We start from the raw sequence: 19,462 nt of genomic DNA, 5'->3' as shown, positions 1-19,462 counted from the left end.
TTTTGGAGTGGGCCGCCGGTTCCGTGTTTTATAAGGAATCGGCGGTTTTTGATTGCCTATTTTTGATAGCGCTTACTTTAATAATTTTTATAATTCAATTAATAATTACGTAAAAACAAAAGCGCTTTCATTTCCGCTACTATAAGGCTAGAAAAGAGTTTAGGAGGAAATGAAAAATGCAAAATACGATTCCATCACCTGTTACCAAAGGAAAGGAAGGTCCCCTGCCAGAAAAGGCTGCCTTCATTCAAAAATGTAAGCACTTTAAGGTCGGTGTCTTTCCGCTCCCTGTGTATCTAGCTCTGGCAGTGGTCATTCTTCTTGCAAGTGTGGCCGGGAAGCTACCGAATGACATGATTGGAGGGTTCGCTGTCATTATGGTTCTGGGTATTCTGCTGAGTGATATCGGTATGAAGCTTCCCTTGTTGAAAAATATAGGCGGCCCCGCAATCATGGCCCTTATGATCCCATCCTTGCTGATTTACTTGAATTTGTTCAACTCTACTGTGACAGACGCTGTCACCACATTGATGAAAGAGGCCAACTTTCTGTACTTGTACATCTCCATCCTGGTGAGTGGCAGTATGCTCGGCATGCACCGCAAAACATTGGTAGCGGGTATTACGCGGATCTTCATCCCGCTGATCGTCGGGACGATTGCAGCGGTTCTCGGTGGACTACTGGTAGGAACGCTCACAGGTTATAGCATGTATCATACTTTCTTCTTTATTATCGTACCGATCCTTGGTGGTGGAATCGGTGAAGGGATTCTTCCTCTCTCGATTGCATACTCAAGCATTCTGGGTGGACACGAAGCGGGTTATTACGTATCGCAGATGATCCCGTCGGCAATTATCGGTAACGTATTCGCCATCATTGTGGCGGGCTTCCTGAAACGTCTGGGCGAGAAAAAGCCCCATCTAAGCGGTAACGGTACACTAGTCAAATCCGGTGACGATCTACAGCATGACAATCCGGATAACAAACCCAAAGATTTCATGATGATGGGTGCGGGACTTCTGATCGCATGCAGTTTCTTCATTGTTGGGGCATTGCTTGCAGATTATGTAGGGATACCCGGACCGATTGTCATGATTCTGATGGCCGTTCTGATCAAATGTGTCAAGGCGCTTCCCGAAAGATTCGAAAATGGGGCTTACCAGTTGTATAAGTTCGTTGCTGGTAACCTGACATGGCCGCTCATGGTAGGTTTGGGCATGCTATACGTTCCTCTGAAGGATGTAGCTGCCATTATCTCTCTACCTTATGTGCTGACCTGCCTCGCCATCGTCTTCAGCATGGTGGTTTCCGGCTATTTTGTGGGAAGAAAAATCAATATGTACCCTGTCGATGCGGCAATTGTAACCGTCTGCCATAGCGGCTTGGGTGGAACCGGAGATGTAGCCATTCTCTCTGCCTCCAATCGTATGCAGCTCATGCCATTTGCCCAGATCTCCACCCGGATCGGCGGCGTCAGCACTGTTATTGTGGCAACTATTCTATTGCGGTTTTGGAGCTAATTAGGATGTCAAGCATACAGCCAGAAAGCTTATAGAGAAAAATATATTGCAATTAACAGGAGGAACAGTAATGAAAATAATGGATGAAGTAATGAAGATGCATGTTGGCGGCAAGCTGGAGACCGGCTTGAAGAACCCTATTCGAAGCATGGAGGATTTATCCAAGGTATATACACCCGGAGTAGCTAAAGTGTGTCAGGCTATCGCCGCAGACCAAGATAAAGCATACGAATATACGATTAAGAAAAATTCGGTGGCTGTCGTTAGTGATGGAACAGCTGTACTTGGACTTGGCGATATCGGTCCCAAAGCAGCCATGCCGGTCATGGAAGGCAAAGCAGCGTTGTTCAAACAGTTTGCAGATGTGGACGCTTTCCCAATCTGCCTGGATACAAAAGATACCGAGGAAATTATCGCGATTGTCAAAGCAATCGCCCCTACCTTCGGAGGCATTAATCTCGAAGATATTTCTTCGCCTCGTTGCTTTGAGATTGAAGCGAGACTTAAGCAGGAGCTCGATATTCCAGTCTTCCACGACGATCAGCATGGAACGGCGATTGTGGTACTGGCTGGAATTTTGAATGCGTTAAGAGTATGCAACAAGGACATTAAGAATGTAAAGATAGTGGTGAACGGTATTGGAGCCGCCGGTATCGCCGTATCCAAGATGCTCCTGCATGCCGGTGCTGTAAATTTGATCGGTGTGGACCGCCAGGGTGCAATTAACCGTGCTGTCCATTACGATAAATCGCATTGGAGTGAGTTTGCACTAATTACGAATCCACATCTGGAGATAGGTTCCTTATCTGAAGTTATTCAGGGTGCCGATGTATTTATCGGACTATCCGCCCCAGGTGCCTTAAAGCTAGGTGATGTAAAAAGAATGGCTGCTGATCCGATTGTATTTGCCATGGCCAATCCTACTCCGGAGATTGATCCTGAAATTGCCGCGCCTTACGTCAAGGTTATGGCGACAGGGCGCTCCGATTTTCCTAACCAAATCAATAATGTTCTCTGTTTTCCCGGTATTTTTCGTGGAGCCCTTGACTGTGGCGCCACTGAAATCAATGAAGATATGAAACTGGCTGCTGCAGAGGCGATATCTTCAGTAATTGACGCCAGTGATCTTCATGAAACTTATATTATGCCGAATGCGTTTGATCCACGGGTAGTGGAACGTATCCGGGAAGCGGTTATTCGAGCGGCGCTCAAGAGTGGTGTGGCAAGAATAGGTACGTTAATGGAAAGCAATAATACATGATGTTAGGTAACTCTGCCTTATGCTTGTTTCTCCATTGGCTGGAAGAATATCCAAGCATGTCGGCGTAGGTATAACGCTTCGCGGTGGATTGCTGCTAGCGATCATTGGTTTGGCGTCTATGGGGATGATTTCTAATCTGCCGCTGCTTATTGTGATGAGCATCCTTTTTGTGGGGGGATCGCACTAGCCGTTCCTTCACTTGTTTCGCTTGTTTGGCAAGTGGGCGGCAAGATGCGCGGGATAGCTGTATCTGTATATACTTTTATATTGTTTACAGGCACAAGCTTTGGTCCGATTATCTCGCTTCAATTGATGAATCATGCAAGTTATTTAATTACATTTCTTCTATTGGAATGTATTCTGTGCATTGGGTTGATAGTAGCATGTCTTATTCATCATGAGGAAGCAAGGGAGTTAAACAGCTAGTAAATTTGTGATCAATAAACAAAAAACGATGAAATGACATCATAACGATTCTTTATTCAAGGTAACTTCATTTGAAGTTACCTTTTTACTTTGAAGTCACATGGGACCCGCAATGTGGTCTGGAGAAGCCTATGTCCTAATGAAAATAGTTGTATAAAAATTTGATATACGCGCAGAGAATTCCCGGTGAATAACGTCAAATAGAAGTAGATGTTAAAAAAGATTAAATGTGATTCATTATGTTCCTTGTTGCAGTCGAACAGTCTTAAGATTTTTGTGAGAATCGGATAAGAAAAAAGAAAGTTCCGTTATGTACAATGTATGAAATGAGAGACTATAACCGTATTAAGGATGGTGGATGAGTTGGGTTTCAAAATACGTAAAACCACAGTGCAATCCGTCTGGATGATGTGGGAAAAAGCTTTTGCGTTGCTTTCACATTTTCGCGGATCGCATAAGTCGAGTTTTGGTATATGTACCGTGATGCTAAAAAAACACCGGGGACAGCCAATTGTATGCCAGGACGCCACGGTCATCAACCAGGGGGAGTGGGTGGGAGAGCTCCACCTCGATAATGGAAGCATCCTGAAGTTGATCCAGTCCGAAGGATCGGATCGTGCTGCACTCCAAACGGCTCGCATGCTGCGCAAATCAATGCAGCAAATCAATGAAGCCTTCGAATCGCAGTCCGAGTTCAGGCAGGTCAAGGCTTTATTGGGGATTACACTGCTCCATCGGGGATTAACACACGGTCTTGGTTTTGAACAACAAAATATAAAGTCCGGTGTTTTTGAACGCATCACCACCATTTATCTTCGATTGCTGCTGTCTGCCATGCATCCGGAAGGGAGACAAAGAATCAGTCGGCGAACCGAACAACTGGTCCCGATGCTACTGATTCATTCACGGGCCTCACTGAAGAGTCGGTTCTCACCCGGACAGAACTATTCTGGATAAGTCTTAAGCTTGTTATATGGAGGTGTAATTATTCTTACATATTTAATAGGAGGGATACTATGTACCGCCACTCTTTACATGTTTATTCCGAGTTTGATTACGCGAGTGAGCGGCTTTGGTGTCTTTCGCAAAGGAACGGTAAAAAAACAGGTGGCATTCACTTTTGACGATGGGCCACATCCGAAATATACGCCGATTTTGCTGGATTTATTGAAGTTGCATCAAGTGAAGGCTACTTTTTTCGTGCTAGGATCGAGAGCGGAGCAGTATCCAGACCTGATCAGAAGAATGGATCGGGAAGGCCATCAGATTGGCATCCATAATTATTGTCATACCTCTAACTGGCTGATGCTGCCCCGTACTATTAGGCGAGAACATCTGGACCGCTCTGCTGATATTATAGAGTCTATTGTCGGAACCCGACCCAATCATTACCGTCCACCCTGGGGATTAATCAATCTATTTGATTTCTTTCGATACAAACAGTATCGAATTGTTCTATGGTCGCTGAAGGCAGGCGACTGGAACACCCGGGTCTGTCAAACCCGGATGCAGGCCACTCTGTTAGGTGGAATCACCGATGGCTCCGTTGTCCTACTTCACGACAGTGGTGAGACTGTGGGCGCGGACCGGCATGCTCCTTATTTTATGCTGCAAGCTTTAGAGGAAGTGCTAAACCAACTGCAGGCAAGAAACCTGCAATTTGTTCGTCTTGACGAAATGTCTTGATGTATTCCAGTGTTTTTGCTGTTAAGACTTAAATTGTTTGCGGAAGCAGAGCGGCGAGATGCCCATCAATAATTTGAAGGTTCGTCCAAAATGGGAGGTGTTATCAAACCCAACCATTCCCGCAATTTCAGTAACATTAAAAGAAGAGCCAACCAGCAAATCACGCGCTTCTTTAATGCGGATGTTATTGATATATTCAATGAAGCTGAACCCGGTGGCTTCTTTAAAAGTTCGGCATAAGTAGGAAGAGCTTATGTCGAATTTCTGTGAAATCTCACAGAGCTTAAGCGGTTCCATATAATGTTGATTTACATAATTAACGATGTCCAGGACTTTCTTGTGTGTACGATTGGATTCCACCATTGGAGCAACACGGCTGTCGAATAGTTTACGATTAAGATAGAGGAGCAACTCCACCAATAATAGTTGTTGGTACTGTTCATATCCGCGGGCTTGTTTCTTCCCCTCCTGAATCATCTTCTGAAAAAGCTGTTCGATGAAATACTGATCTATACCGGTCATCTTCAAAGCGCGGTAATCACTTTTGAACAATTCGAGCAGTTCCTCACTTTGACCACCGGTACAAAAATGCTGCAGGAATTCTTTTTTAAACAGCAGTGTAACCCGTTCATACATATTGCAGCCGGAATTAACCAGTTTGTGCATTTCGTGAATATCCATAAATAGCAACGTACCGCCCGCAACCTGGTAGGTTCTGTCCCCTATAAAATAATAAAAATCCCCGGATATTAAATACAGAATCTCATATGCATCATGATAGTGTCTTGAAGGCATGCTGGTGTATACCTGTTTCTTGCGGCTGATCTCAAAAAGAGTAGACTCATAAAATACCGGTTTCATTCAGCACCTCCTAAGAGGATTGTAGACTTAATCTAGGGGTTATAGCAATATATGTATAAAAAATAATAATTACAAGAAAATACGTGCTGTTTGGACAAACTTTTTGAGATAAGCTTAAATTGAATTACCAAGTGTTGGAAAAAGGAGGGTTGTCATGCTCAGCTAGGTTGGGGATAAGGTTCGCTGCCACTCAAAGTTAAAGCGCTTAAACTATTTAATCAAAGGAGAGATTGCGGTGCTTAATTCAACGAATAGTAAGGTTTCCAAGAAGATGAAATTTTCATTGTTGATCCTGCTCAGTTTTTCAATGATTTTTTCTTATGGCTATCTGTCCAGTGCATCTCAACAGAAAAGTTATGCGGCAGGGAACCCTGATTCTAATTTCTCACCGGCAACACTTCAATTCTTGCGCGACAACACAGGTCTGGATGGTGAGCAGTGGAACAATATTATGATGCTTGTCAACAAACCGGAGCAGGACGATCTGAACTGGATCAATTTTTACGGATATTGTGAAGATATTGATGATGACCGCGGGTATACGATTGGAATATTCGGTGCGACTACAGGTGGCTCAAATGATACCGGTCCCGACGGTCCGGATCTGTTCAAGGCATATGATGCTGCCAAAGGCGCGAGTAATCCTTCGGTTAAAGGCGCATTGGCCCGGATAGGTGTCAAGGGTGCGATGAAAGGGAAGATCCTCGAAATCAATGAAAGCGAAGAGAGCTTCTGCAGAAAAATTGGCAATTTGCAAAATGATCCCGAGTGGAGAGAGGCTATGTGGAAAACGTTCTACAATATCTACATTAAATACAGTGTGGAGCAGGCCCGAAATCGCGGCTTTAACTCGGCATTAACTATTGGTTCCTTCGTGGATGCTGCGCTGAACCATGGAGCAACCGGCGGCTCCGAGACTCTTCAAGGGCTTTTGGGTAAATCAGGAAGCAGCACAGATGAGAAGACTTTCATGACCAAATTTTATAAAGAACGGACCAAGATTGTGGATACTAATGAGTACAACTCTCCGCCTAACGGCAAGAACCGTGTGAAGCAGTGGAGCAATTTGCTCAACATGGGAGAGACAGACCTGAAGGGTGCAGATTCGGCAGTCCTTCAAGTCACCGACTGGGAACTCCAATAACAGGAATGCGAGAGTAGACAAAACCGCCGTTCTTCTTGGAGACGGCGGTTCGATGATAAGTGAGATTAATGAAGAGGGAGATGGTCGAATGGATAACCACCAATCTTATCTCAAAAACAGATTTCCCAAGGTAATCAGTCTAATGGTTATAGGTTTGCTGCTTGCCATGGAGTTGACCGGTTTTGTTTCAGCAGGAAGGGAGGGAAATGAGGAAGATCTTGCAAGCGAAGTTACTGCAGCTCAGGAAACGATTGCCCAGTGGATTTTTAAAGACAAAGGCGAGAACGGGGTATTTCCGGCTACAGGCGGGGTATATCAAACGGCTTCATCCATTCGTGATGTAGGAACAAATACGGATGCATACACCTATGAGCCCAGTGAGAACAGCGTACGCAACCAGGGCTGGCATGAAGGAACGGGCACTAAATACTGGCTTGCCACGCTTTCTACCCAAGGCTTCGAAGGTATCTTCCTCTCTTCACAGCAAACTTCTTCAAGTACAGGGCCTAGGGATTTTAAGGTGCAATACAGTATAGATCAGCAGGAATGGACAGATGTTGCGGGCGGCAACCTTGTTCTTGCCCAGAACAATTTTAATTGTTCCAATAATTCCTGCAAATTAACGAACCTCGCATTGCCTGCGGGAACTAACAATCAAGATGTACTCTATATCCGCTGGGTGGTTAACTCTACGAAAAGCGTGAGCGGGGGAACAGTGTCCAGCTCAGGCTCAAGTAGAATCAAAGATGTAGTAATTAAAGGAACACGTAGCAGCGGCGAACCTGGGGACACTCCCACACTTGAGGTAAGCAAAACTCCCGCTTCAGGGGCTGCAGATGTTTCCCTTAATGCAGAGATCACTGTGAAGTTTAATAAAGCCATCAGTCTCGACAGTGGTTATCAAGTTGTAATCACAGAAAACAATGTTCCTCTTAACAACATCTCTGCTTCGCTCCTCGGTCAAGACTCGGTTAAAGTCAGCCACCCTGATTTTATTGCCGGCAAAACTTATAAAGTGACCATCCCAAAAGAGCTTGTTAAGGGGACTACGGATGGCCGGACACCGGAGAACGATATTACCTGGAGCTTTAAGACGAAGTCTCCGGATACCGGAAACAAAACACCAACACTGCTGAACATGACTTTTAATGGGGACCCAAAGACAAGTATCGCCTTTGACTGGTATACAGCCGAAACAGTCAGAGGTACAGTAGTGCAAGTGGTGGAGGCCTCCAATGCGGGAGGAAGCGAGTTCCCGGAACAACTGGCAACCTCTTATGAGGGCAGCTCAACAGTTATTGAAACCTTAATGACATCAGGAGACAGAAGCTCCAAAAAGTATAAAAAGTTCGCTAGTCACAAAGTTATTACAAGCGGTCTCAATCCTGGAACTAAGTATATATACCGGGCCGGTAACGGTGATGCGGACGGCTGGAGCGAGGCGGGTTCTTTTACCACGGACAAGGCGGATAATCAGGATTTCCATTTCCTCTACGTGACCGACACCCAAGGCTCAAGTAAATCGAATTTCGATCTGTGGCAGGATACTTTTAAGCGAGCTATTGAGAAAACGGTAGATCCCAAGTTTGTTCTTCTTACAGGGGATCTAACGGATGATGGTGATCTGGAGCAGCTGTGGCAGTGGTTCTTGGGTGTGCCGAAAAAAGAATTTGCAAATGTGCCATTTGCACCGATTATCGGCAACCATGAGATAGAGGATTATCCGAATAATAACTTCTATAACCATTTTAATCTTCCAAAAGATGTCGGGACGGGTGCTCATGACGGGTCGGTATATGCTTTCGAATACGGCGATGCCCTGTTTATGCAGATCAATTCCCAGTATGAAGGAGAGGTCACGCCGTACAAAGCAGATATTCAGTTCACGAAGCAATTGGAATGGATGCGGAATCAGGTGGCAAAGACCGATAAGAAGTGGAAATTCGTCTCTATGCATAAGGGAGCTTATTCCTCAGGGGATAATGCTTCGGCAGAAAGCGACCGGGTAGAATTTTACCGGAAATATCTGATTCCTGTATTTGATGAGCTGGGTGTGGATATGGTGTTTGAGGGACATGACCATATGTATATGAGGTCTTTTCAAATGCTGAACAACGTTCCGATTAAGAATGTCATTACCGATGAGCAAGGAAATGTGCTGAATCCCAAAGGGACTGTGTATCTAATGGGCAACTCGGCTGCTTCGAAATTCTATGCTATTAATCCAGACGCAGACACTTTTTTTGCAGCAAAAAACGATCAGCCCAACAAGAAAATGTTCGTGGATGTTTCCATTACAAACGATGTGCTGAAATTTACATCCTACACAGCAGTTAAAGATAAACCCCTTGCCGTCTATGATGCTTACAGTATCAAGCGGACTGACGTCAAACCCGGCATTGTCGAAAATCCAAGCGCAGTAAGACAGTCAGGGAACCGTGCAGTTCTTTCGTGGAAAGCACCAACAAATAGCCCTGAGCCGGTGCGAGGTTACCGGATTTATGAGAAAAATGATAAAGTTAGCACAAATTGGAGCGTGTATGTGCCGACGGTAAGCGGTCAGACGAGTTACAGCTATACATTAAACGGCATTGATTCTGCTAAAGCCTACAATTTCGTGATTAAAGCAGTGGGGACAAGAAATAATTCGCTTCCAGCAGAGGTAGGAATGCAATGAATCCTCGAAAAACAAAATTACTAACCGAATGTACCCTGGTTAAAAGACACTAGCTCACGCTAGTGTCTTTTTCCTTCCAAGGGCAAAGACCTATAAATATTGCACCTTATGTATATTTTATCTGTGTTTCGGAATTTTAATCCCCTTTATAATAAGGTTTGTAACAGGGTTGGTAGGCCGGCCGAGCTTTACAAAACGAAAAAGAAGAGGAAGCTACAATGTCAAATGAAGCAGGGAAAAAAATAAAGCTTTCACGAATCGGAAATTCGCTAAGGCAACAGAAATATCTTCAACTTATGGTGCTACCTGGTCTTATATGGCTAATTGTTTTTTGCTATATCCCTATGGTCGGACTTTTTGCAGCATTTTTTGATTATAATCCTTTTCTGGGAATTCTAAAGAGTCCATTTGTAGGCTTCGCGCACTTTAAAGAACTGTTTCACGATGAGTTGTTCTGGAATTCGGTAAGAAACATGTTCGGGTTAAGTTTAACGAAGACGGTTTTTGCCATCATCATGCCGATTTTGTTTGCCTTAATGCTTAACGAAATCAAGAATATGACCCTGAAAAAAATCGTTCAGACGGCGAGTTATCTTCCGCACTTTATCTCGTGGGTAGTTGTTGCAGGACTGTTTATTATGTGGCTCAACACCGATGGCATTGTCAATCATGTACTGATGTCGCTTGGTTTCACCAATGAGCCCCAAGCTCATCTGAATTCTCCCGGAGGCTTCTGGATCTGGATGGCAATTATTGACACCTGGAAAGAGACCGGGTGGTGGGCGATTATATATCTCGCTGCCATTGCTGCGATTCCTGTAGAACAATATGAATCTGCTGTGGTGGATGGAGCAAGTCGCATCAGAAGAATGATTAGCATCACTATTCCGTCCATTAAATCCACAATTATGATGGTAGTTATCCTTAGTATTGGAAGCATGATTTACGGAGGACTCTCCGGATCAAATCTGCAGCAATCTCTACTCTTTGGGAATTCGCTCAATTATGACAATTCCATGATTTTGGAAACCTATATCGTAAATATGGGGCTTTCCCAAGGTCGCTTCTCTTATGCTATTGCTGCAGGGTTAATCTTATCATTGTTATCGTTTGTGCTGTTCAGTGGAGCAAATGCAGTCAGCCGTAATTTAACAAACACCAGTTTATATTAACAAGCAAATTCCCGTATAAAGTGAACCGTCAGGAGCGAAGGAAATGAAGGGAAATACAGAAGACAAAGTCATCAACATAGTTCTGTTTATTCTTATGTCGATTGTCACCCTGGTAACGTTGTATCCATTGTACTACTCATTCATCATATCCTTGAATGATGCCAATGACATCGCCGAAAAAGGCTTCATCTATTTATCTCCAAGAAAATTCACACTTGAGAATTTCAAGATTGTTTTTACAGAGAGCAAGTTAGCTCATTCATTCCTAATTACAGGGGCGAGAACTATTTTGGGTACAATTGCAAGCGTATTGTTTACTGCTTGCGTGTCTTACCCCTTATCTAAAAAAAACTTGGCCCTTAGAAGCTTCTATATCCGGACGGGTGTAATCACCATGTATTTTTTTGGTGGAATCATTCCAACCTATCTGCTGCTCAACTCACTTGGATTAATTGATACCTTCTTGGTGTATATCATACCTTCCCTGTATTCATTTTTTAATGCCATTTTGTTTATTAACTTTTTTTCCTCCATTCCCGATGCGTTAGAGGAATCAGCCAAGATAGACGGTGCAAATGATTGGCGTGTTTTCTGGAAAATATTCCTTCCGTTGTCTGCGCCGATTCTGGCCACCGTGTCGTTGTTCTATGGAGTACAGCAATGGAATTCATGGTTTGATGCAGCCTACTACACCAATTCACCAGACCTGGCCACCCTGCAACTGGTTCTTTATCAGATCATCAGTCAATCGGAAGGAGCCGCGATTGCTGCAAATTATCTCGGAGCCGGTAAGCAGAATATTAACATTATTGATTCCATGAAGTATGCAACTATGGTTGTGTCCGTCGTTCCGGTAGCTCTCGCGTATCCATTCCTGCAGAAATATTTTGTCCAGGGCATGATGGTGGGCTCTGTAAAAGGATAATGCTCGATATCTAGGTCACTTGCCTTGATATACACACAAAAAAAGGGGGAAAGAAGATGAGTAAGGGAAAAAGGATTGTGTCAATCTTTATGGCAGTAATGATGGCTGTTGTTTTTAGCGGGTGTCAATCGAATAAGGATGCGGAGAGTTCAAGTCAGCCAGCAACGGGTACAGAAGCAACTGCGGGTTCGGAAGAATTGACGCAGGAACCTCTAGTTATCAAGCATTTCTATAATTATGACTGGTTCAATGTCGATTGGACAAGTTCGCCCTCCGGTCAGGAAATTCAAAAGCAGGCCAATGTAAAGATTGAATTAAGCAAAGCAACTTCTGGTGATAATACCAAGCTAAATATGATGGTTGCTTCCGGTGACATTCCTGATTTGATTACAACCAACAAGGATGATCCCGCCATCGATTTAATGATCAAGAATGGCATGGTTTTGCCGATTTCTGATTTTATTGATCAATATGCGCCTGAGATTAGGGAGCAGAGTGAACCAGAGGTCTTTAAATACTACAACTATAAGGATGGAAAGCAATATTTCTTCCCGTCGTTTCTCGTTACCCCATATGACCTTCAACAATCAGATTATAATACGGTTAGCGGAGGTGATGGAGTAAGCGCTATCAGAAGTGATGTTTATGAGGCAATCGGAAAACCAGATATGTCAACGCCTGACGGATTCTTTAATGCAGTGAAAGCAGCAAAGGAAAAGTTTCCTAAGCTTACCGGCTGGTATTTCGGGGCTTTCAACAAAGATCTGACCTTCTTTAAAGCAGGTGAATTTCAAGGTTATATGTTCCCTGCTACCCAATTCGGCATCCATGTATATGATGTAAACGCGGATGGAAAGCTCACATCGGGTGTGCGTAATCCGAAATTCACTGAATTCGTAAAGTTCATGAATAAAATGTACACGAATGGATTAATGTCCTCTGAATCATTCGTAGATGCGCAGGATATTAAAGAAGCTAAGAAACAAAAAGGGGATACGATCGTATTCTCCGGGATCGTGAATGATTTTAACGAAACGATCAAAACTCAGGATAATCCGGAAGTGGGCTGGGAGCCTCTACCGTATTTCCCGGATGGTAAGTATTTCAAAGATGGCTCTGGTTGGACAGCTACGCTGATCTCCAAGAAAGTCGCTGACCCTGAACGGCTGGCTAAATTCATCTCTTTTATGACTTCTCAAACAGGTAGAGAGCTTGATGCTTATGGGGTAAAGGGCGTTCATTGGGAGATGAAGGAGATCGATGGGAAGCAAGTACCAAGACGGACTCCGGAATTCCAGACCTTATACGAAACCGACGGAAGCAAATATCAGAAGGAAACAGGGGTATCCACCTACTTTGCTTTCTCGGATGACTATATCCATGGCAGAATGGCTGCACTTACCGATTCCGAGAAGACAGATTACAGAAAGAACTTGGAGAGCATTGTCAAGCCGCACAAAGAAGCGGATATCGCATTGGGACTTATTCATCCATTGTCCACTTCTGAAGAAGGGATTATCCAAAATAAGCTCAATGAGCTCTCCAAAGCGTACTACCCTAAAATGGTTATGGCCAAGAACGAGGGTGCCGCTTTAGATACCTATAATGAGTTTGTGAAGAAGGCGGAAGACACCGGTTTGGCAAAACTGGAGGCTGCTTGGACCGCTAAGTATGCGGAGTTTAAATAAGTCAGCTTAGCAATAAAATAATGTTAATCAAAGAAGTGGATGAGTGTGACGAGAATCAGGCTCATCCTTCTTCTTTTCGCAAGGAAAACTCTTAAATCCACTACAAATCCGCGTTATACGTTTATTCGGGGGATACAATGAAGGAAACCATTAAAATCTGCAAAAAAGGGTATGACATTGTCATCGAGAAAGGTTCTGGCTGCATCAGGGAATTGTATGACAATAAAGATGCTAACCGGGTGAACCTTGTTGACCGCAACAGGCGATTCGGGAGCTTGGCCGCAACCTTTAAAGACAAGAAATCATACCATACAGAAATAAGCCATGTCGCAGAGTCCAAGAAACACATCGTTATAGATGACCAACTCATCACCCATTCTTTTTCTTATCTGAGAGGTTCCTGTGCCGTTTTTACCAATTTCGAATATAACTCCACCTTAAAATACGAATTTATGGACGAGTTTTTTATCCTTTCCATTGAAGCTGCAGACACGAATATCAGCCAATTCGGCATGAACCTTGACTTCAATTTTTTAGGGAAGTTAGGCACAGGATATGAGGATCAGGTGATCCCGACATCCCCCTATACCTCAGCAGACGGCAAAGCCTCCTATTATCTAATGACAAGGCCTAACGGCAGATGGGTTCTGGTTACCTCACCTCAACCCCTGGCTGGGTGGCGACTGGAGTATTCTCCCAATAATTTTGGACATTTTATTCTCGGATTGAAGATGTTTGAGAGCTTTGATGATGTTTTTGTTTCAGATTCAGGCACGAAACAAAAACATACGATAGCCCTTAGGATCGACTTTCCCGACACGTACAGGGAGGCCATGTCGCTTGCGAGCTCCGCCTTGGGATCCCCTGTTCCCTATTTTCCGGTTGCAGGGGGAACATTGGGGACAGAGCTTCCCATGACTATTGAAGGAGTATATAACAAAATTATCCTTCATTCACCATCAGGTAACAGCACGGATATTACAGAGCATGTAGTAGAAGATAGCGGAGTATATCAGGTTTCAATTAGGCTTTGTGAAGAGGGATTCTACAGGGTTGAAGCATTTGGAAATTCCCTGAACAGCCTGGACTGTGTATTATTCAGCTTCAGCGGTTGGAACGAGCTGTTCCGCAAGGCGAGCAGTACTATCGAACAACCCTATCACTGTGATGAGAATCTTGCTGAGGGAGGGGTGTGGTGCTGGGCTCTGTGTGAACATATCAAGCGGTTTGGGGTGGACCCGCAATTGGCGGACAGGGTTTTAGAACATATTGATCATAAAATATTGAATCTGTCCGGAGTCTCCCCTACGCCAGGATGCTCCATCGTACCTTATCCGCACAGGTTTGAGGGTCGGGAATATGGGCCTTACCATATCTTCGAGTCAACCCGAATACAAGAGCAGTTTTTTGGGGTGTCTATTCTTCTATCTGCTTATCAAGCATTTGGCAATTCAAGCTATCTGGAGTATGCGATTGATACCTTGCTGAACCTGCTCCATGAGCATATTGCCGAGAATGGGGCCATCCTGTGTTATGAGAAAGGAAGAGAGATCGATTATACCACCGTATGCGCCCCTGTAATTGCAGTGGTGGATATGGCGAAGGTGCTTGGGGAGAGGAGAGATCCCAGAGAGGCTGTCTTTCAAGCAGCAGCCGTGAAAATTGCGGATTATCTGCTGCAACGGGGATTTCATTTCCCTACGGAGGGGGATCAGGAATACTCACAGTCGGAGATGGAGGACGGCTCGATCTCCTGCACGGCATTATCCGTTCTGTATGTTTGCTTTCACATTGAATTCAAGCATGAATACATTCGATTTGCCGAAAGTATTCTACGGCTTCATGATGCCTGGAAGATGTACACGCCTGATGCCCGGATGTACCAGTCATCCTTCAGATGGTGGGAGACCATCTGGGAAGGCGATCAGGACGGCCCGTGCATCAATGCAGGACATGCCTGGACGATCTGGCGGGGAGAAGCCGATTTCTATTACTCACTCCTCACAGGGGATATGAACAGGCTCCTCTCTTCCTACAATGCTTATCTAACCAATCTCAGCAAGATTCAACAGGATGGCACTGTATATGCCTGTTATATTCCGGATTATATTCCTTATAGCACGGAACCTGGGGTGCTGGTCCACCGATACCCGCTGAAGCCAGACCATTCTCTCTCCAGGTATGTGTGGCCGCGGGCAGTGGACACCTGGTTTAAATCGAGCGGCATTCACAGCCAGAAGGGTAAGCCGATTGCTTTGAATGGTGAAGTTACGTTTCATGAAAATTGTCTGGTTTTTATGAGCACGGCTCCCGAGTTTAGTTATTTTTTTGTTGGTGATATAAGGGGAAGAATCAGGCTTGCTACAGAGAAAAGAATCACAATCATATCTCAAACAGAGTATTTGTCAGTATACCAGGGTCGTATTGAGGCTGCTCAGGGAATCCGTTGCGAGATTACACCGGAGAACAAATGGATTGAAATTGAATTAGGGTAATCTCCCATGCAAGAGGGCAGTAAAGCTCAAAAAATGTTCATTTTTTGTCGATTTCAGTAAGTATTGATATAATAAATACGGTCGCGGCAGTGGATATTGAGGGACAGAGAGGGACGAGTTATGTTAAGAATGCTTCGGGGACCCGTAAACACCAGCTATACTTGGAAGATCATGATTTCCTTTGTGCTTGTCCTTCTCATACCCGTAACCTTGTCGGCTGTTTTTATCTACATTCGGTCTGTCCAATATGTGGAGGATCAGTCTAAGACCGCCCTCAAGGAAGCCTTGGCAAAAGAAAAAGAGAATGTGCATCAAATTTTTAACGATTACCGAAAACTCGGGAGCCAAATTGCGCAATACCCTTTGCTGATTTCATATTTTGATGATTTATATATGTCCGATACCAACAAGATTGATTTTTCCTATCATTACCTCAATTCTTTTATGGATTGGGTCCGCAGCCTGGAGACTACGGAGTATCACTTCCGGTTCTTTACTGCGAATGACAACACCTTTCAGAATGAATGGATTTACCATTCTAAGCCTTATGGTAACGAAGCATGGTTTGAAGAAGCGATCCAGGCGACTTACAGCGCTCCATACTGGGAGAATCTCCACAAAGCCCGTATTTTGGATTATGACAAAGTCAAAAACCCAGCGATTCGCGATCAGGAAATCTCCTTGTTCGTGCCTATGTTATCCTATACAACCAACGATAGAAACACGCTGCTGGAAATTTTTATTGCACCTGACGCTATTTTTGGTGGTCTCGGCAAGATGGAGGAGTTCAAACAGGGAGCCGTGTTCGTATATGATAGCGTAGGTCAACTGGTCTATGAATCCAATCATCACCCGGCAGGTGTTCTCTCACAGCTATCCTCCCAATTAAACAAGGCTGAACAAAGTACATCCAATTTCGTTACGAAGGTGGGAAGCCAGTCCTTTCTGACGGAAATCCAGACTTTAGAGAATCCTAACTACAGAATTATTGGAATGTTTCCTCAGAATCTAGTTATCCAAGAAACCACGAAAGCGCGAAACACCTTCGTAGTTTGTCTCGTAGCCGCACTTATCTTGATGATTCTCATCTCCTATGTTTTTTCCAGAAAACTGATGAAGAAAATAAAAAGGCTCGTAAAGGTCATGAGGAGCGTCCAGAAGGGCAACCTGAATACCCAAGTGGTAATTGAAGGGAATGATGAAATTGACGAGCTCGGCAAGGATTTTAATAGAATGCTTAACAGGATAAATGAACTGATCGAGACGGTATACAAAACGGAAATTCTTCAGAAGGATGCGCTGTTGAAAGCGCTTGAGAACCAGGTGAATCCCCACTTTCTGTATAATACGCTGGAGACCATCAAGATGATGGCCGAGATCAACAGGGAAAGGGAAATCTCCGATGCGTTAACCTCATTGGGCGCTATGGTCCGCTACAATTTGACAAAAGACAACAGGCTGGTCCTGATAACGGAAGAAATCGAACAAATCAGGAGCTATTGCAGTTTGCAGAATTTGATGATGAACGGCCGATTGGAGCTGGTATGCTCGATTGCAGAGCAGATATATTCGTTAAAGATGCTGAAGCTGATCCTTCAGCCGATCGTAGAGAATGCAATCCTCCACGGGTTTCGCAACTTTGATGGTCAATGTGTCATCAAAATTTCGGCCGAGGTATACCAAAATAATATCCGATTCACAATTTGCGATAATGGGAACGGCATTGAGCCCGGGAAGCTCAGAGCCTTGAGAGAACGGTTGGAAAACAACCATAAAAACAGGTTATCCCCAGGTGAGAACGGAATCGGTCTGTCCAATGTCAATGACCGGCTTAAGCTGGCGTATGGAAGCTGCTATGGTATAGAGATTGAAAGTGAAATGAGGGAAGGAACCCGAATTTATATCAGCATTCCGGTTATTGATTAACCAAGGAGGGATGAACGTGTATTCATTATTGATCGTAGATGATGAGAACATCATTAGAAAAGGGTTGCGAGTGATTATCGACGATCTTGGGTTCTCGTTCAGGGAAGTGGTGGAAGCCGAAAATGGAGTCCAAGCTTTGGCAATATATGAGAAACACAAGCCGGATATTATTATAGTCGATATTCAAATGCCTCATATGGACGGTATTGAATTTCTTAAAAAAATAAGGGATATAGGTGCTGATAGCCGGGTTATTATTTTCAGCGGCTACAGTGAATTTGAATATGCCAGGGAAGCTATTCGTTTTAAGGTTACCGAGTATTTGCTCAAACCGATCAAGAGACAGGATCTGGAGGCTGCCCTGAAGAGGGCTTTGGACGATCTGGACCAGGAAAAGGGAACGGAAGAACTGCCTCCTGGGAGCCTCTCCGAGACAGATGGGAATATGCTTAAAGATATGCTGCTAAGCGCTGGTGGGAGCGATGAGGTCTTTCAAATGTTTTTATCCGAACGAAGGATTGAAATGCCTTGCCCGCATTTCATCATTTTATATGCACAGTTTACCCACCTGCAACTTTTTTCAGATGCCGGACAGGGAAGTATTCTCCCTGCAACTATGCTCGGCAGTAAGCTGGTGGCAATGTTTCCTCAGGTACTATCTGTTCCGCATGTGAAAAACAGTGTGATCTCTATCATCAACATAAAAAAAGGAGACGGTTTGAGAGAACTTCGAGCCTCATTAAACGAAATGAATGAATATCTCCGGGAAAAAGGGCTTCGAGTAAACTGGGGAGTCAGCGGTATTAGCAGTAAATCTGTGCCTCTGTACACGCTGTTTAGGCAGGCCAAAGCCGCCTTCATGGAAAAATTGGTATACGGCGAAGGGAATATTTATTTTGCAGATGAACTGCCTAAACTCGCTGACAGGTTGCACTTTAACGAATCTGATATTACCCAAATGATATCCATGCTCAGAATGATGGACACCGGGAGGCTGGAAGTCTTCATCAATCAGAGGTGCAATGAGACAAGTATAAAAGGAATGGTAACGGTGAAGGAATACCAGGACAAGCTTTGCAGCTTGCTTATACAGGTGGGGTCCGGTATAAACGGTTCCGAAAAGGCCGCTGTTTTTATGGCTAATAACATCTATCAATTCGTGGAGGAACTGGAGGAATGTACTTCTTTACCGGCGGCCAATAAGCGCTTTATTGATACTTTAGTATTGATAAGTACCTATGACCATAAAGAAGGAACAAAATCAGGAGACAATAAATCAATTGCGCTTGTCAAACTATTCATCCAGAAGAATTTCCACAAGGTAATCAATCTCGATATGCTGGCAAATCAGGTTTCCATGAATCCTTCCTACTTCAGTGTATTGTTCAAAAAGGAGGAGGGCATATCCTTAACCGATTATATTGTGAATGTCAGAATAAACAAGGCAATGGAATACCTAATAGATCCCCAGTTCAAAGTGTACGAGGTCGCAACCAAAACCGGATTCAATGATGAGAAGTATTTCAGCAAGGTATTTAAGAAAAATGTGGGAATTACACCTAAGGAATATAAAGAAAAAAGCATATTCCACATGTAGGTTTATTTTTAACAACAATAAATGCGATTTCAATAAATATGGCACGCTTTCTTGAAATTTTCCATTCTTTTTTACAGGCAGTGT

General features: G+C 44.0%; 13 protein-coding genes and 1 pseudogene. 13 read left to right on the top strand and 1 reads right to left on the bottom strand.

What is annotated here, in order from left to right:
* The first annotated feature begins 176 nt into the window (after positions 1–176).
* The 5 genes and pseudogenes from H70737_RS19020 (at position 177) to H70737_RS19000 (ending at position 4,893) form a co-directional block, all read left to right on the top strand.
* A complete protein-coding gene (locus H70737_RS19020) occupies positions 177–1,520 on the top strand; it encodes a 2-hydroxycarboxylate transporter family protein (RefSeq protein ID WP_052404344.1) in 1,344 nt (447 codons plus the stop codon).
* A 70-nt stretch (positions 1,521–1,590) separates the two neighbouring features.
* The gene (locus tag H70737_RS19015) at positions 1,591–2,781 is read left to right on the top strand and encodes an NAD(P)-dependent malic enzyme (protein WP_042189661.1); all 1,191 of its coding nucleotides are present in this window, start codon (positions 1,591–1,593) and stop codon (positions 2,779–2,781) included.
* A 19-nt stretch (positions 2,782–2,800) separates the two neighbouring features.
* Positions 2,801–3,207: pseudogene (locus H70737_RS31310) on the top strand (MFS transporter); the annotation flags it as partial.
* 351 nt (positions 3,208–3,558) lie between these two features.
* A complete protein-coding gene (locus H70737_RS19005; RefSeq protein WP_042189657.1) occupies positions 3,559–4,164 on the top strand; it encodes a YkoP family protein in 606 nt (201 codons plus the stop codon).
* Between the two features lie 78 nt (positions 4,165–4,242).
* Complete coding sequence (locus H70737_RS19000) at positions 4,243–4,893, top strand: polysaccharide deacetylase family protein (protein WP_197071321.1); 651 nt, start codon at positions 4,243–4,245, stop codon at positions 4,891–4,893.
* A gap of 21 nt (positions 4,894–4,914) precedes the next feature.
* Here the strand turns inward: H70737_RS19000 and H70737_RS18995 are convergent, their stop codons facing one another.
* Positions 4,915–5,754, bottom strand: coding sequence for an AraC family transcriptional regulator (locus H70737_RS18995; protein WP_042189655.1), 840 nt, complete (start codon positions 5,752–5,754; stop codon positions 4,915–4,917).
* A gap of 235 nt (positions 5,755–5,989) precedes the next feature.
* On the opposite strand from H70737_RS18995, the gene H70737_RS18990 reads away from it, so the two are divergent.
* The 8 genes from H70737_RS18990 to H70737_RS18955 all read left to right on the top strand — a co-directional run bounded on the left by H70737_RS18990 (position 5,990) and on the right by H70737_RS18955 (position 19,378).
* Positions 5,990–6,898 carry a chitosanase gene (locus H70737_RS18990; protein WP_231573302.1) on the top strand — a complete coding sequence of 303 codons (909 nt, stop codon included), beginning with the start codon at positions 5,990–5,992 and terminating at the stop codon, positions 6,896–6,898.
* A gap of 88 nt (positions 6,899–6,986) precedes the next feature.
* Positions 6,987–9,575, top strand: a complete 2,589-nt coding sequence (locus tag H70737_RS18985; RefSeq protein WP_042194176.1) for a metallophosphoesterase — start codon at positions 6,987–6,989, stop codon at positions 9,573–9,575.
* A gap of 218 nt (positions 9,576–9,793) precedes the next feature.
* Positions 9,794–10,747 carry an ABC transporter permease gene (locus tag H70737_RS18980; RefSeq protein WP_042189653.1) on the top strand — a complete coding sequence of 318 codons (954 nt, stop codon included), beginning with the start codon at positions 9,794–9,796 and terminating at the stop codon, positions 10,745–10,747.
* A gap of 43 nt (positions 10,748–10,790) precedes the next feature.
* Positions 10,791–11,672: a carbohydrate ABC transporter permease gene (locus tag H70737_RS18975; RefSeq protein ID WP_042189651.1), complete on the top strand. Its 882-nt coding sequence runs from the start codon at positions 10,791–10,793 to the stop codon at positions 11,670–11,672.
* A gap of 56 nt (positions 11,673–11,728) precedes the next feature.
* Positions 11,729–13,360 (top strand): extracellular solute-binding protein, encoded by a 1,632-nt coding sequence (locus H70737_RS18970; RefSeq protein WP_042189649.1) that lies wholly within the window; start codon positions 11,729–11,731, stop codon positions 13,358–13,360.
* Between the two features lie 137 nt (positions 13,361–13,497).
* Positions 13,498–15,855 carry a hypothetical protein gene (locus H70737_RS18965; RefSeq protein ID WP_042189647.1) on the top strand — a complete coding sequence of 786 codons (2,358 nt, stop codon included), beginning with the start codon at positions 13,498–13,500 and terminating at the stop codon, positions 15,853–15,855.
* 120 nt (positions 15,856–15,975) lie between these two features.
* The gene (locus H70737_RS18960; RefSeq protein ID WP_042189645.1) at positions 15,976–17,781 is read left to right on the top strand and encodes a sensor histidine kinase; all 1,806 of its coding nucleotides are present in this window, start codon (positions 15,976–15,978) and stop codon (positions 17,779–17,781) included.
* 10 nt (positions 17,782–17,791) lie between these two features.
* The gene (locus H70737_RS18955) at positions 17,792–19,378 is read left to right on the top strand and encodes a response regulator (RefSeq protein ID WP_081951162.1); all 1,587 of its coding nucleotides are present in this window, start codon (positions 17,792–17,794) and stop codon (positions 19,376–19,378) included.
* Positions 19,379–19,462: the final 84 nt, after the last annotated feature.

The sequence above is a fragment of the Paenibacillus sp. FSL H7-0737 genome (genome assembly GCF_000758545.1).
GTDB lineage: Bacteria > Bacillota > Bacilli > Paenibacillales > Paenibacillaceae > Paenibacillus_AQ.
Note: the sequence above shows the minus strand (reverse complement) of the source record. Positions and strands in the feature narration are given on the sequence as shown.